This window comes from Bradyrhizobium cajani (genome assembly GCF_009759665.1).
In the GTDB taxonomy this organism is placed as follows: Bacteria; Pseudomonadota; Alphaproteobacteria; order Rhizobiales; family Xanthobacteraceae; genus Bradyrhizobium; species Bradyrhizobium cajani.
This window is the reverse complement of record NZ_WQNE01000027.1, coordinates 94,473-106,523: the sequence shown is the minus strand read 5'-3', so window position 1 is coordinate 106,523 and position 12,051 is coordinate 94,473. Positions and strand designations below refer to the sequence as shown.

The following is a 12,051-nucleotide window of genomic DNA, read 5'->3' as shown; positions in this document are numbered from 1 at the left end:
GCTTCTTCAATCGTGGCACGCCGTTGTGACGATGGTCACGCAAATGGAGTTGCTCTCGGCTGCACTCTGACGACGCTGGTCACTTTATGATTTGGGGCTGCAATGGGCGCGCTTCGGTTTCTTGGTATGATCATTCTTGCGGTCTGGCTTGGCAGCGGATCGGCGCAGGCCGAGAAGCGTGTCGCGCTGGTGATTGGCAATTCCGCCTACAAGAGCGTGCCTAAACTGACCAACCCGGCGAACGATGCCACCTTGATCGGCGGCATGTTCAAGAAGGCGGGTTTCGACAATGTCGATGTCAGGCTCGACCTCAACGCCGCCGACATGCGCAGGTCGTTGCGCGAGTTCGCGGGCCGGACCCGCGATGCCGAGGTTGCCGTGATTTATTATGCCGGGCACGGCATCGAACTCGACGGGACGAACTACCTCATTCCCACCGATGCTGCGCTGGAAACCGACGGCGACGTGCTCGACGAGACGGTTGCGCTCGACCGCGCGCTGTTCGCTGTCGAGCCGGCCAAGCAGCTCCGGCTCGTCATCCTGGACGCCTGCCGCGACAATCCGTTCGCCAAAACCATGAAGCGGACGGTCGCCTCGCGTGCCATCGGCCGCGGCCTCGCCAAGGTCGAGCCGACCAGCCCGAACACCATGATTGCCTACGCGGCGAAGGCGGGCTCGACCGCCTCGGATGGTGACGCGAAGAACAGCCCGTTTGCCACCGCTCTGGCCGAGCGCCTGCCGACGCCGGGCCTCGACCTGCGCAAGGCGTTCGGCTTCGTGCGCGACGACGTCCTCAAGACCACCGGCTACAAGCAGGAACCGTATGTGTACGGCTCGCTCGGCGGCGATGACGTGGCGCTCGTCCCTGCCAAGCCGGCAGCAGCGCCGGGCCCGCAGGCCAACCCGGACAGCGAAATCCGACGCGATTACGAACTGGCGCTTCAACTGGGTACGCGTGACGGATGGACAGCCTTCCTTAGCCGCTTTCCCAGCGGTTTCTATGCCGATCTCGCCAAAGGCCAGCTGAACAAGATCGCCGCCGAAGAAACCCGCGCCGCCGCAGCGGAGAAGGCCAGGCAGGCCGAGGACGAGAAGTCTCGGCTCGTGGCCGAGCGAGCCAAGAAAGCCGAACAGGAAAAAGCGGCTGCGGCCGCCAAGGCCGCTGAAGACGCCAAGGCCGCGGCGGAAAAGGCCAAGCAGATCGAGGAGGCCAAGGCGGCCGCCGCCGAGCAGCGGCGGAAGGACGCCGAGGCCGCAGCGGCGAAGGCGACGGCCGACAAGCAGTCTTCCGAGAATGAGCAGAAGGTGGCGGCCGTAAGTCCCGCGCCAGCGCAGCCGAGCCTGTCTCCGCAGGAGACAGCGAAACTGGTACAGTCGGAGTTGCGCCGCGTCGGCTGCTTGACCGCAGCTGCCGACGGCGACTGGAATGCGTCATCGCAACGCTCGCTGACGCTGTTCAACAAATATGCGGGAACGAAGTTCGACACCAAGCTGGCGAGCTTCGACGCGCTCGACGCCATTAGGGCCAAGCCGGGCCGGGTCTGCCCGCTGGTGTGCGATCACGGCTTCAAGGCCGACGGCGATGCTTGCGTGAAGATCGCATGCCGCGCCGACTATCGCGTCAACGACGATAACGAGTGCGAGAAGGTCCAGGACAAGAAGCCGGTCGCCACTCGCGACGAGTCAAAGGCGCGCGACAGGGAGCGCCAACAGACGGAGGCAACTCCACCCAAGCCGCAAGCAAAGTCCTCGGCTCAAATGTTCTGCTCGGCCGCCGGGTGTCGGCCGGTGCGCCCGGGATGCAGGCTTGAGCGCGGCGCGCCAGGGTTTATCGGCCCTAGTGGGAGCTCGCAGGCTGAAGTTTGCAACTGATTTTGCCTGAGACGTGCCCCGCCCGATCAGCGCGTAGGGTGATATCGGCCGACGGACCATCGCCGGTGGAACGACGCCGCAGCACCGCACCGGCACGCATCGCGAAGCAATCCAGAATCCCCGCTGCGCTCCCTCGCCCCGCTTGCGGGGTGAGTGGGACCCTCCACGGGGTCAGTGAGAGTTGGATTCGCGGAGACTCCCCCTCACCCGCAAGCCAGGGTCATCGCATGTGGCCGTTTGGCGCTGCGCCTGAGCGCGCGCCTCGTCCTTCGAGACGACCGCTTCCAGCGGTCTCCTCAGGATGAGGCTGATCGGCATCGGTGCCCGTTGAAACTGCTGCCGCGCGCTCCGTCCTCATCCTGAGGAGCCCGCCTAAAGCGGGCGTCTCGAAGGATGGCCGCAGGGAAACCGCTCTCATATACGATTGCCCCGCGCCGCAAGCGGGGCGCGGTAAGATCGACCGCTACTCCTGATCGACGAGATCGTCCTCGAGGATCGCCATCTGGAACTGGAACGAGCGATCGTCGTCCTCATCGTCGACGAACAGCACGCCGATGAACTCCTCGCCGATATAGACCTCGGCGGAATCGTCCTTCTTCGGCCGCGGCACGACGCGGATCTTGGGATTGCCGAATACGCGCTTCAGATACGCGTCGAGCTTTCTCACTTCCTTGACGTCCACGGCAAGTCTCCAATCGAAATCTGGTTGGCGGGGTTTTAGGACGAGACGCGACGAACCGCCAGCATGAATTGCCAAAGAATTTGGGGACGAGAAGCGCCGGAGAATCCGGCACTTCTCACGAGATCAAAGCCCCATCGCGTTGATCATCTGATCCATGGTGCGCGACGGCTCGGCGCAGCCGGCTTCGCCGACGATCTTGGCGGGCACGCCCGCGACCGTCACGTTGTGCGGCACCGGCTTGACCACGACCGAGCCGGCGGCAATGCGCGCGCAATGGCCAATCTCGATGTTGCCGAGGATCTTCGCGCCGGCACCGATCAGGACGCCGTGGCGGATCTTGGGATGACGGTCCTCGTTCTCCTTGCCGGTGCCACCGAGCGTGACGCCGTGCAGGATCGAGACGTCGTCCTCGATCACCGCGGTCTCGCCGCAGACGAAACCGGTGGCATGGTCGAGGAAGATGCCGCGGCCGATGCGCGCGGCGGGATTGATGTCGGTCTGGAACACCGCAGAGGCGCGGCTCTGGAGATAATACGCGAAATCCTTGCGGCCCTTCAAATAGAGCCAGTGCGCCAGCCGATGAGTCTGGATCGCGTGAAAACCCTTGAAGTAGAGTAAGGGATCGATGAAGCGCGAGGTCGCAGGATCGCGGTCGTAGACGGCGACGAGATCGGCGCGGAAGGCATTGCCGAGATCGGGATCGTCGCGCAGCGCCTCGTCATAGGTCTGGCGCACGAGATCGCCCGACAGCGCGGAGTGGTCGAGGCGGTCGGCGAGACGGTGGATCACGGAATCTTCGAGGCGGCTGTGGTGCAGCACCATCGAATAAATGAAGGTCGCAAGCTCCGGCTCGCGATGGACGATGTCCTCCGCTTCGCTCCGGATCCGGTCCCAGATCGGATCGAGCGCCGCGAGCTTTCCTCCCGGATTGACCTGATGCACTGCCATGGGATCTGCTCTTTCGAATTGGCTCGTTTTGTTGGCTCTATAGCATAGTCTAGGCGACAAAGTCCTGACGGGCTTGCCTGAGAGTGAATAGTGCCTTGCCCAGGGAGAGCAAGCCAAAGCATTGATACACAAGCCTTTCTTCTGACGCCCCCGGTCGGCAAGGTCGGCTCAAAGTGGTCAGGATTTTGCCAAATTCAAGCGGGGCGGCGTCAAACTATTGGTGAATTCTCCCCCAACCGTTATTGCAGGCATGATCCGAGCGGGGGCAGAGCAGATTTGAGCATCACCACCGAACAATTGCGCGCACGCGCCGCGGGCTCGTTTTGGCTGCGGCTGGCTGCGGTGGCCCTGCCCCTCCTGATGATCGCGCCGGCGTTCTGGAACGGCTACCCGCTCTTGCAATGGGATACCGGCGGCTATCTGGCACGCTGGTACGAAGGCTATCTCGTCCCAAGCCGCTCGACCGTGTTCGGCATCTACCTGCACTATGGCGAGAGCTTCGGCTTCTGGATCAACCTCGCGGTCCAGTCGCTGGCGACGCTGTGGCTGTTGCAACTCACCCTGCGCGTGCTCGGGCAGATGCAGACGTTCCGCTTCGTCGCGATCAGCCTGCTCCTGGTCCTGTCGACTGCGCTGCCCTGGCTCGCCAGCATGCTGCTCACCGACATCTTTGCCGGGCTCTCGATGCTGTCGCTGTTCCTGCTGGTGGTCGGCGGCAGCCGCACGTCGGTGCTCGAAAAAATCTCGCTGTTCGTCTTCACCGCCTTTGCCGCCGCGACCCACAGCGCCACGCTCGGCGTGCTGCTCGGACTGTGTGCCGCCGGCTGGATGGTGCGGCCGCTCCTGGGCGCGCGCCTTCCGCTTGCCGGATTGGCGCAGGCGAGCCTGAGCATCGTTGCGGGCGGCGTGATGCTGGTGTCTGCGAACCACGCGCTGTCAGGCCAATGGGCCTGGACGCCCGGCGGCTACGGTGTCGCCTTCGGCCGCATGATGCAGGACGGCATCGTCGCGCGCTATCTCGGCGACCACTGCCCGCGCGAACGCTACAAGCTCTGTCCCTATCGCAACGACTTGCCGGCGAGCGCCGACGAGTTCCTGTGGGGCAAGAGCATGTTCAACAAGCTCGGCCGTTTCGAAGGCATGAACGAGGAGATGAGCTACATCGTCGTGCATTCGCTGGCCGACTATCCGGCATGGCAGGCCGGTGCGGCGCTGCGGGCAATGGGGCAGCAATTGCTGCATGTGGCGACCGGCGAAGGCACCAATGGCTGGATCCCGCACACCTACGGCATCATCGAGCGCTACATCCCCTCGCAAGTGGCGCCGATGCGCGCGGCGCGCCAGCAGCACTGGAACGTCAATTTCGACTACGTCAACTGGCTGCATGTTCCGGTCGCGCTGGCCTCGATGCTGGCGCTGGTCGTGCTGCTCGCGCAGGCGCTGGCGAGCCGCCGGCTGGATGACCTGACGCTGCTGGCGGCGACCATCGCGCTGGGCCTGCTCGGCAACGCCTTCATCTGCGGCGTGATCTCCGGCCCGCACGACCGCTATGGCGCGCGGATGGCGTGGGTTGCAACCTTCGTCGTGCTGATGGCGCTGGCGCGCCGCTTCGGCGACGATCAGCCGGATGACGAGACCTCAGCCGCGGCGTGAGAGGAAATCGAGCACGCCGGTCTTGTAGACCTTGTCGCCGACCGCGCGCATGTGGTCGCGGTTTGGAATGTCCAGCACCTCCGAGCCCGGGATGATGGCGCCGAGCGCGCCGGCGGAACCTGCGACGTCGTCGGTGGTGCCGACCGCGATCAGCACGGGCACGTCGATGCGCGCGGCCTCCTCCCTCGTCATGAGATCGCGCGTGCCGCGCAGGCAGGCGGCAAGCGCGCGATGGTCGGAGCGGGTCTGGTCCGCGAACGCGCGAAAGGTGCGGCCGACGGGATCGGTGACGTCGTCGAGCGATGGCGCCTCCAGCGCCTTCGCCACGTTCTCGCCGGGCCCGGTGCCTTCGATCAGGCCGCCAATGCCGATACCGCCCAGGATCGCCGAGCGCAGGCGCTGCGGCTCGTTGAGGCCGAGCCAGGCCGTCATGCGCCCGCCCATCGAATAGCCCATCATGTCGGCCTGCGGGATCGCGAGATGATCCATCAGCGCGAGCACGTCGCCGGCCATGGTCGGGATCGAGTACTGCGCAGGCTCGTAGAGCTTTGCACTTTCGCCATGGCCGCGATTGTCGAGCGCGATCACGCGGCGGCCGTTCTTGCGCAGCTCCGAGACCCAGGTCGGATAGACCCAGTTCACGTTCTTGCTGGAGGCAAAGCCGTGCACGAGGATGATCGGATCGCCCTCGCCTTCGTCGAGATAGGCAATTTCAACGGCGCCGTTGTGGAAGCTCGGCATCATCAGTTCCGCGGGTCTTGAGGGGGAAAGGTCGATCTTAGAGCATGATCCGGAAAAGTGTGCAGCGGCTTTCCGGCAACATCATGCTCCAAACGATAATCTAAGGCGCGACGATCATCGCGCTTCAGGCCCTGAGGGCCGCATCCGCCAGCGCGGCTTCGGCGGCGATCTGCGCGCGGCGGATCCGCCGCGCCCGTCTGCGATCACACCAGGCCTGGGTCAGGCGCTCCGTGGTCGCCTTGATCGAGGACAACAGCCCAAACAGCGTCAGGGCCGCGCCGAACAGCCAGAGTGTCAGATTGAACGCGCCAGTCGCAAGCAGCAGCGCGCCACGGCCGAGCAGCTTCATGATCGCACGGGTCTTGCCGCCCTGCGCTTCCGCAAGCCGAGCCGCCCGCGCAACATCTTTCGGGCCTTCGGCGATCCGCAGCGTCTCCATCGCACCGCGCGTGCCGGTCTTTTCGGCAACGCGCGTGACGTCCTTGCCGAGCCGGACCAGCGCACCGGCCTTCTCGGCGCGGAACGCAGCCTTGATCGCGCTCACGGTCTCGCCCGGCCGCAGCACCGAACCCTTCGCGACCGCGTTCCGAAGCATCGGCGTATCGACGACTTCGCGCGCCGACCGGCCCGCCCATGCGGCAAGCCCCTCACTGAGCCGGCCGACTTTCCGTGCATCCTTCACCAGCGTCAGCCCGGCGCGCACCGGCGCGGCACCGCCGACGGAGACGTAGGTCGCCGCCGTCACCGCAAGGCCGGCCGCCGCAAGCCCGAGCACGAGGCGGTCGGTATCCTCGCCCATGGCAAGATGCTTGCCCTCGCGGACCACATCCCTGATGTCGCCGATCACGAAGAGATCGCCGGCCACCGTTCCCGACAGGCTCGCGACATCGTCCGCGTTGCCGGTGACGAGCCCAGTGGCGAACCGCTTTGCGAAATGCGAGGTGGAGTTTTCCTCTTTGACCGCATCGCTCACGCGGGTGAGCAGGTCGTCGGGCAGAGCGATGTTGCGGTCGCGTGCGAGCGCGACAAAACTGTCGGCGAGATCGGCATCATCAGCGGCGAGCGCGGCCTCGATGTTGTCCTGGATCAGGCGGTCGTTTTGCCGCAGTAGCCCGTCCAGCCGGAGCTCGGAGAGCACGGCCGGATCATCCTGCCCGGCCAGGATCGCGCCGGCCTCGCGAGCATGCGGCGCTACCTGCGCGAGCATGAAGCTGCACGCGGCAATACCGGTCAACGCTGTGCTGATTCGCAGCCACTTCATGCCGAAAGCCTGGACGGTCCTGAAATCATTTGCGCCTGATGATCCGTCTTTCGTCGCAACTACTGCACGCCCACAGACATAGTATGCCAAAATTGCGACACAACGTCCCCGACGAAAGAAGGGCTTCTCTCAGGCCGCAAGATTGTGTCGAATTTGCATGAGCAAATGAGCATGGGGCAATTGCGAACCTTTCGGTTCCGCTGGACTAGCAATCATCTGCACCCACCAGTATGGTCCGCGGCGCCTTAAAGATGCCGCGTCAGTTTTTGATTGTGTCTGCCGCCATTGCCACTCCAGGATGAACTACGATGTCCGACCATGTCGTCCCGCACTTCCACAACGATGCCGGTGTTCCCGTCATCGAGATCGGCTCGCAAGAGTTCATGTGCGTGGGCGCCAATCCGCCGTTCGATCATCCGCACGTCTTCCTCGACCTCGGCAACGACAACGAGATCATCTGCCCCTACTGCTCGACGCTGTACCGTTTCGCTGCCGACCTCAAGGCGGGCGAAGCCCGCCCGCCGGAATGCGTGCTGAAGGACAAGGTGGCCTGACCGCTTTCCTCGGTCAGGGGTGGCGCTCTCCCGAACGATTGTCATCGCCGGTGCCGGCATCGGTGGACTGACAGCCGCGCTGACGCTTGCGGCCCGCGGCTTCCGCATCGTCGTGCTGGAAAAGGCCGAGCGCCTCGAGGAAGTCGGCGCCGGGCTGCAACTCTCCCCCAATGCCAGTCGCGTGCTGGTCGAGCTCGGCCTGACGGAGCGCCTCAAGCTGCGCGCCGTGACTCCGGAAGCGCTCTGCGTCATGAGCGCCCGCGCCGGCGGCGAATTGTTGCGCATGCCGCTCGGTGAAGCCGCCGCGATGCGCGCCGGCGCCCCCTATTGGGTGGTGCACCGTGCCGACCTGCAATCCGCGCTCGCCGGCGCGGTCGCCGACCATCCCGATATCGACTTGAAACTCGGCGCGACCTTCGAGGATGTCGCCCCCCACGCCAAGGGACTGACCATCGTCCATCGCAGCGGCACGATACGCCGCAACGACCTCGCGAGTGCGCTGATCGGCGCCGACGGCATCTGGTCGACGGTACGCCAGCATCTGTTTCCCAAGGTGCAGCCGCGCTTCTCCGGGCTGATCGCCTGGCGCGGCACGCTCGATGCCACGCAACTGCCGAAGGACTACACCGGCCGGCGCGTGCAGCTCTGGATGGGACCCAATGCCCATCTCGTCGCCTATCCGATCGCGGGCGGACGCCAGATCAACGTGGTCGCGGTGCTGCCGGGCACCTGGAACAGGCCGGGCTGGAGCACGCCCGGCGATGCCCTCGAGGTGATGGACGCCTTCGCCGCGCCGCGCTGGCCAACGTCGGCAAGGATGATGCTGACCGCGGTCGACACCTGGCGCAAATGGGCCCTGTTCGGCGTGCCGGAGGGCTGCCCCTGGAGCAAGGGTCCCGTCGCGCTGCTCGGCGACGCCGTGCATGCGATGCTGCCGTTTGCAGCGCAGGGGGCCGGCATGGCGATCGAGGACGCGGCCGTGCTCGCCCGGCACCTGAGCCTAGAGGCCGCCGAGAGCACGGCCGGCATCACGGCTGCGCTGAAGCAATATGGACGCGCGCGCCAGGCGCGCGTGCAGCGGGTGCAGCGAACCGCGCGGCAGCAGGGCCGCATCTATCATTTCAGCGGGCCGCTCGCGATCGCGCGCGATCTTGCGATCCGCGCGCTGGGTCCGGAGCGCATGCTGGCGCGGCAGGACTGGATCTACGGCTGGCGGCCGTGATGCGGGCGCAGTTCCATCGGCTCAGCGCGCGGCGCTGCCGGATTTCGGGGCGGGCTTGATGATCGGCGGCTGTGGCGCGGACGCCTGCGGCGTCGCATTGGGCGGCGTCTCCCGGCACCTGTTGCGGCGCCAGGCCTCTTCGGCGAACTGAGCCTGCCCGCGCACCGCAATGTAGTCGTTGCGATAGGCGAGTTCGGACACGACGGCGCCTCCGGCCCCGGTCTCCGCCTTGTCCATCAGCTTCTGCAACTGCTCGGTGCGGGTGGCGAGCGTCTTGCGCTCGGCCTCGAGCTGCTTGCAGTCGTACAATTCGTATTTGCCGGGATCGGCGAAGGCCGTAGCGACCGTCTCGCTCATGCCGGCGCAGCCGGACAGCGCAAGGCCGGCCGCAAGCAGCGCGGAAAGCCCGCCGCAGCAGCGCAGGCGATGTGAGAGCGAAGCAGCCATGCCGGATGAATAGTCCCCGTGGATTGAGAATGCCTAAAGCAGCAACAGGTGTCCGGATTGAGGCTTTGCCTTGTGCGGCCGGCTCGCTTAAGGAAGAACCGCCCATCCGGCCCGCAAAGCGCCAATTCCAGACGGCCGGACGTGGACTTAAGTGATTGATCTCGTTGGATCAAGCGGGCATGGCGGAATTGGTAGACGCAAGGGACTTAAAATCCCTCGGCGCGCAAGCGCTGTGCCGGTTCGACCCCGGCTGCCCGCACCACGAGACCGGCCGGTCCCCTCTGCCATCATCGGCCTTGCCCAATCAAGCCCTGCAAGGCCGCGATGTGGGCCAATAACCCATGCCCGAAAATGCGGAACGGCGCCTATTGGAGAAACTCCCACTTACATTCGCAGCGCTTGCCGCAGCCAGCGTTGCGCGTCTGCGATAAACTCCTGGGCCATCTTCGTATCGAACGCCCAGGATTCGAAACCGTGGGGCGCGCCCTGAACCGAAACGAACCTGGTGTCGGTCCCTGAGGCTTGGAGGCGACCAGCAAAGTTTCGGGATTCGTTGTGGAGCAAATCGATATCTCCAACGCCGATCCACGCCGGAGGCAATCCGCGCAGATCCTCCCGCCGGGCCGGTACGGCATAAGGCGGAAACGCGGCTGAACCAGGCGGCTTGGACAGGTACAGTCGCCAGCCGGTCGCATTGGAGCGGCTGGTCCAGACCCAGTGCTTCATCGCATCGAGTTCTTGGCGTGTCGCCGTGCGATCATCCAGCATCGGGCAGAACAGCCATTGCGCGGCGGCTTTGTTGCCACCTTCGTCGTGCACGCGTTGCACAAGGCTAGCGGCGAGAGCTCCGCCTGCGCTTTGCCCGCCAATCGCAATGCGCTTCGGATCGATGCCCAGCGATGCCGCATTTTCCTGCATCCATGTCCAGGCAGCGTGGCAGTCGTCCAGCGGAACGGGAAAGGGATTCTCGGGCGCGAGCCGGTAGTCCACGGAGACAACGACAATCCCCAGGGCTTGCGCTGTAAAGGCGCAGAACCGGTCATCCAGAGCAGCGTTGCCCAGAACGAAGCCGCCACCATGTATCCAGAGCAGCGCCGCCTCGGATTTCCGCTCCTGCGGTTGGTAGATGCGCATAGGAGGCCGGGTCTCCGGCCGCACTTCGAGTGTAATGCCGTGGAGCTTCTTTGGGTTCGGTGCAACCAATCGGCCGAGCGCGCGCAAGACGCGGCGTCCAAGTGCGTTTCCCATCGGAAGCGGCACGGAATTGCGCTTTGCTAGCTTTTGGAGCTCCGGCGCGACGAGGGATATCTTCATGGCCGGGGCCCCATGACGATCAAGCCTTTGCCACGGATGCGCTCTCCTGCCTCCAACTTCCGGATCAGATCGCTGGCCTCGTTCAGCGGCGCCACCCGGCCAATGGAGATTTTCAGCTTTCCTTTCGCCGCGAGCGCGACCACTTCCCGCAGCGTCGCCTCATCCTGCTTGCCCATCACGAACTTGCGGGCGCGAGAGAGGAAGATGCGAAGCATCTTCGACGGTGAAGGATTGATATCGAGGATCGTCCCTCCAGGCTTGGCAAGCGCTTTGCCATCCTTGAGGGTCAGGCTGCCATGGGTATCGAAAACGACGTCGAACGTCCCGAAAAGACCGGGCGGAATCGGCTGCCTGTAGTCGAGAACGACATCCGCACCGATGCCCTTCGCAGCGTCGATACAATCTGCGGCGACCCGTCCCGCCACCGATGCTCCCAACGCCTTCGCGATTTGCGTGGCCGCTTGCCCGACTGCGCCATAGGCGCCGTTGATGAAGACGGACTGTCCGGGCTTCAACCCGGCCTTCTGCACCAGCGCGACCCAGGCCGTCGAGGCGGCCACCGGCAATGTGGCGGCTTCTTCGTGGGACAGCGCGGCGGGCTTCGCGAACGCAAGCGCTTCCTTGGTGATCAAGGTTTCGGCAAACGAACCAGACGTCTTAACCGGTGTCGCCCCCAGGACTTCATCGCCGATCTTGAATCGCTTCACGCTGCGGCCGACACCTTCGACAATGCCTGAAAAGTCCTGGCCCATGCCTCGTGGAAACCTGCGACCGGTCATGATCTTCATCGCCCCCTGCCGGATTTTCCAGTCGACAGGATTGATGGATGCCGCCTTGACCCTGACCAGGATCTCGTCGTCGCTCAGCTTGGGCAGCCGATACTCTTCGACCCTCATCTCGTCCGGGCCGCCGTACCGGTGGAACTGGATTCTTTTCATTGCTTCCTCCCGGGAGATTTGGCGTTTTCCGGCAAGGCTGGCAGCGGCGCGTAAAGCGACTTCTTTGCCCGTGCCGCGTTCTGCGTGAGGAACGAGACGATCAACGCTGCGAAGCCCACGACGGCTGGCACGAAACCGCCGTCTCCGGCGTTGATATGCGCCGAGAAGGCAAGCAGCAGGTGGTAGAACATCCCGGCATAGGCGAGGTCGCTGAGCCGCACGCTCAGGCGTGACAGGATCGCGGCGACCCCCAGAATCTTGACGACCAGGAGGACTTCCCTGAGATAGGCGGGATAGCCGAGCGCCGTGAGCGACTGGCGCACTTGATCGCCCATCGTCAGGTACATGGTCGCCGAAGCGAGGTAGAGCAGGCACAGAAGTCCCGTGCTGCTCCAATAAGCGTATTTCTTGAGCATGTT

12 protein-coding genes and 1 tRNA gene are annotated in these 12,051 nt (G+C 64.8%); 5 read left to right on the top strand and 8 right to left on the bottom strand.

Going from position 1 to position 12,051, the window contains the following annotated elements; all coding sequences use genetic code 11:
- Positions 1-102: 102 nt before the first annotated feature.
- On the top strand, positions 103-1,872 hold the full coding sequence (locus tag GPL20_RS27515) for a caspase family protein (RefSeq protein WP_157333529.1): 1,770 nt from the start codon (positions 103-105) through the stop codon (positions 1,870-1,872).
- Positions 1,873-2,335: 463 nt separating this feature from the next.
- On the opposite strand, the gene GPL20_RS27510 is transcribed toward GPL20_RS27515, so the two are convergent.
- Both GPL20_RS27510 and cysE read right to left on the bottom strand, forming a co-directional pair.
- A complete protein-coding gene (locus GPL20_RS27510; RefSeq protein WP_007602550.1) occupies positions 2,336-2,554 on the bottom strand; it encodes a DUF3126 family protein in 219 nt (72 codons plus the stop codon).
- A 123-nt stretch (positions 2,555-2,677) separates the two neighbouring features.
- Entirely contained in the window at positions 2,678-3,502 is an 825-nt protein-coding gene (gene cysE, locus GPL20_RS27505) for a serine O-acetyltransferase (RefSeq protein WP_157333527.1), read from the bottom strand.
- A gap of 276 nt (positions 3,503-3,778) precedes the next feature.
- Between cysE and GPL20_RS27500 the strand changes: the two genes are divergently transcribed.
- Entirely contained in the window at positions 3,779-5,155 is a 1,377-nt protein-coding gene (locus GPL20_RS27500; protein WP_167533235.1) for a hypothetical protein, read from the top strand.
- On the opposite strand, the gene GPL20_RS27495 is transcribed toward GPL20_RS27500, so the two are convergent.
- Together GPL20_RS27495 and GPL20_RS27490 are read right to left on the bottom strand one after the other, a co-directional pair.
- The gene (locus GPL20_RS27495) at positions 5,141-5,896 is read right to left on the bottom strand and encodes an alpha/beta fold hydrolase (RefSeq protein WP_157333581.1); all 756 of its coding nucleotides are present in this window, start codon (positions 5,894-5,896) and stop codon (positions 5,141-5,143) included. The genes GPL20_RS27500 and GPL20_RS27495 overlap by 15 nt on opposite strands.
- A 124-nt stretch (positions 5,897-6,020) precedes the next feature.
- Positions 6,021-7,157, bottom strand: coding sequence for a hypothetical protein (locus GPL20_RS27490; protein ID WP_157333526.1), 1,137 nt, complete (start codon positions 7,155-7,157; stop codon positions 6,021-6,023).
- A 308-nt stretch (positions 7,158-7,465) separates the two neighbouring features.
- Here GPL20_RS27490 and GPL20_RS27485 point away from each other — a divergent pair, with 308 nt between their 5' ends.
- Together GPL20_RS27485 and GPL20_RS27480 are read left to right on the top strand one after the other, a co-directional pair.
- A complete protein-coding gene (locus GPL20_RS27485; RefSeq protein WP_007602543.1) occupies positions 7,466-7,711 on the top strand; it encodes a zinc-finger domain-containing protein in 246 nt (81 codons plus the stop codon).
- A gap of 19 nt (positions 7,712-7,730) precedes the next feature.
- On the top strand, positions 7,731-8,933 hold the full coding sequence (locus GPL20_RS27480; RefSeq protein ID WP_254125071.1) for an FAD-dependent monooxygenase: 1,203 nt from the start codon (positions 7,731-7,733) through the stop codon (positions 8,931-8,933).
- A 21-nt stretch (positions 8,934-8,954) separates the two neighbouring features.
- Here GPL20_RS27480 and GPL20_RS27475 read toward each other — a convergent pair whose 3' ends face one another.
- A complete protein-coding gene (locus GPL20_RS27475; RefSeq protein ID WP_157333523.1) occupies positions 8,955-9,380 on the bottom strand; it encodes a twin-arginine translocation pathway signal in 426 nt (141 codons plus the stop codon).
- A gap of 173 nt (positions 9,381-9,553) precedes the next feature.
- Here GPL20_RS27475 and GPL20_RS27470 point away from each other — a divergent pair.
- Positions 9,554-9,642, top strand: a tRNA-Leu gene (locus tag GPL20_RS27470).
- Positions 9,643-9,764: 122 nt separating this feature from the next.
- Here GPL20_RS27470 and GPL20_RS27465 read toward each other — a convergent pair.
- The 3 genes from GPL20_RS27465 to GPL20_RS27455 are packed head-to-tail and all read right to left on the bottom strand — an operon-like array spanning position 9,765 to position 12,048.
- Positions 9,765-10,694 (bottom strand): alpha/beta hydrolase, encoded by a 930-nt coding sequence (locus GPL20_RS27465; RefSeq protein WP_157333521.1) that lies wholly within the window; start codon positions 10,692-10,694, stop codon positions 9,765-9,767.
- The gene (locus GPL20_RS27460) at positions 10,691-11,632 is read right to left on the bottom strand and encodes an NAD(P)-dependent alcohol dehydrogenase (protein ID WP_157333519.1); all 942 of its coding nucleotides are present in this window, start codon (positions 11,630-11,632) and stop codon (positions 10,691-10,693) included. The genes GPL20_RS27465 and GPL20_RS27460 overlap by 4 nt, the downstream gene beginning before the upstream one ends.
- The gene (locus tag GPL20_RS27455; protein ID WP_157333517.1) at positions 11,629-12,048 is read right to left on the bottom strand and encodes a DoxX family protein; all 420 of its coding nucleotides are present in this window, start codon (positions 12,046-12,048) and stop codon (positions 11,629-11,631) included. Before GPL20_RS27455 ends, GPL20_RS27460 begins: the two co-directional genes overlap by 4 nt.
- Positions 12,049-12,051 lie beyond the last annotated feature (3 nt).

Coding starts and splice junctions, on each gene's coding strand:
- GPL20_RS27515 (WP_157333529.1), top strand. CDS start 103: ATGGGCGCGCTTCGGTTTCTTGGTATGATCATTCTTGCGGTCTGGCTT.
- cysE (WP_157333527.1), bottom strand. CDS start 3,502: ATGGCAGTGCATCAGGTCAATCCGGGAGGAAAGCTCGCGGCGCTCGAT.
- GPL20_RS27495 (WP_157333581.1), bottom strand. CDS start 5,896: ATGCCGAGCTTCCACAACGGCGCCGTTGAAATTGCCTATCTCGACGAA.
- GPL20_RS27490 (WP_157333526.1), bottom strand. CDS start 7,157: ATGAAGTGGCTGCGAATCAGCACAGCGTTGACCGGTATTGCCGCGTGC.
- GPL20_RS27485 (WP_007602543.1), top strand. CDS start 7,466: ATGTCCGACCATGTCGTCCCGCACTTCCACAACGATGCCGGTGTTCCC.
- GPL20_RS27475 (WP_157333523.1), bottom strand. CDS start 9,380: ATGGCTGCTTCGCTCTCACATCGCCTGCGCTGCTGCGGCGGGCTTTCC.
- GPL20_RS27465 (WP_157333521.1), bottom strand. CDS start 10,694: ATGAAGATATCCCTCGTCGCGCCGGAGCTCCAAAAGCTAGCAAAGCGC.
- GPL20_RS27460 (WP_157333519.1), bottom strand. CDS start 11,632: ATGAAAAGAATCCAGTTCCACCGGTACGGCGGCCCGGACGAGATGAGG.
- GPL20_RS27455 (WP_157333517.1), bottom strand. CDS start 12,048: ATGCTCAAGAAATACGCTTATTGGAGCAGCACGGGACTTCTGTGCCTG.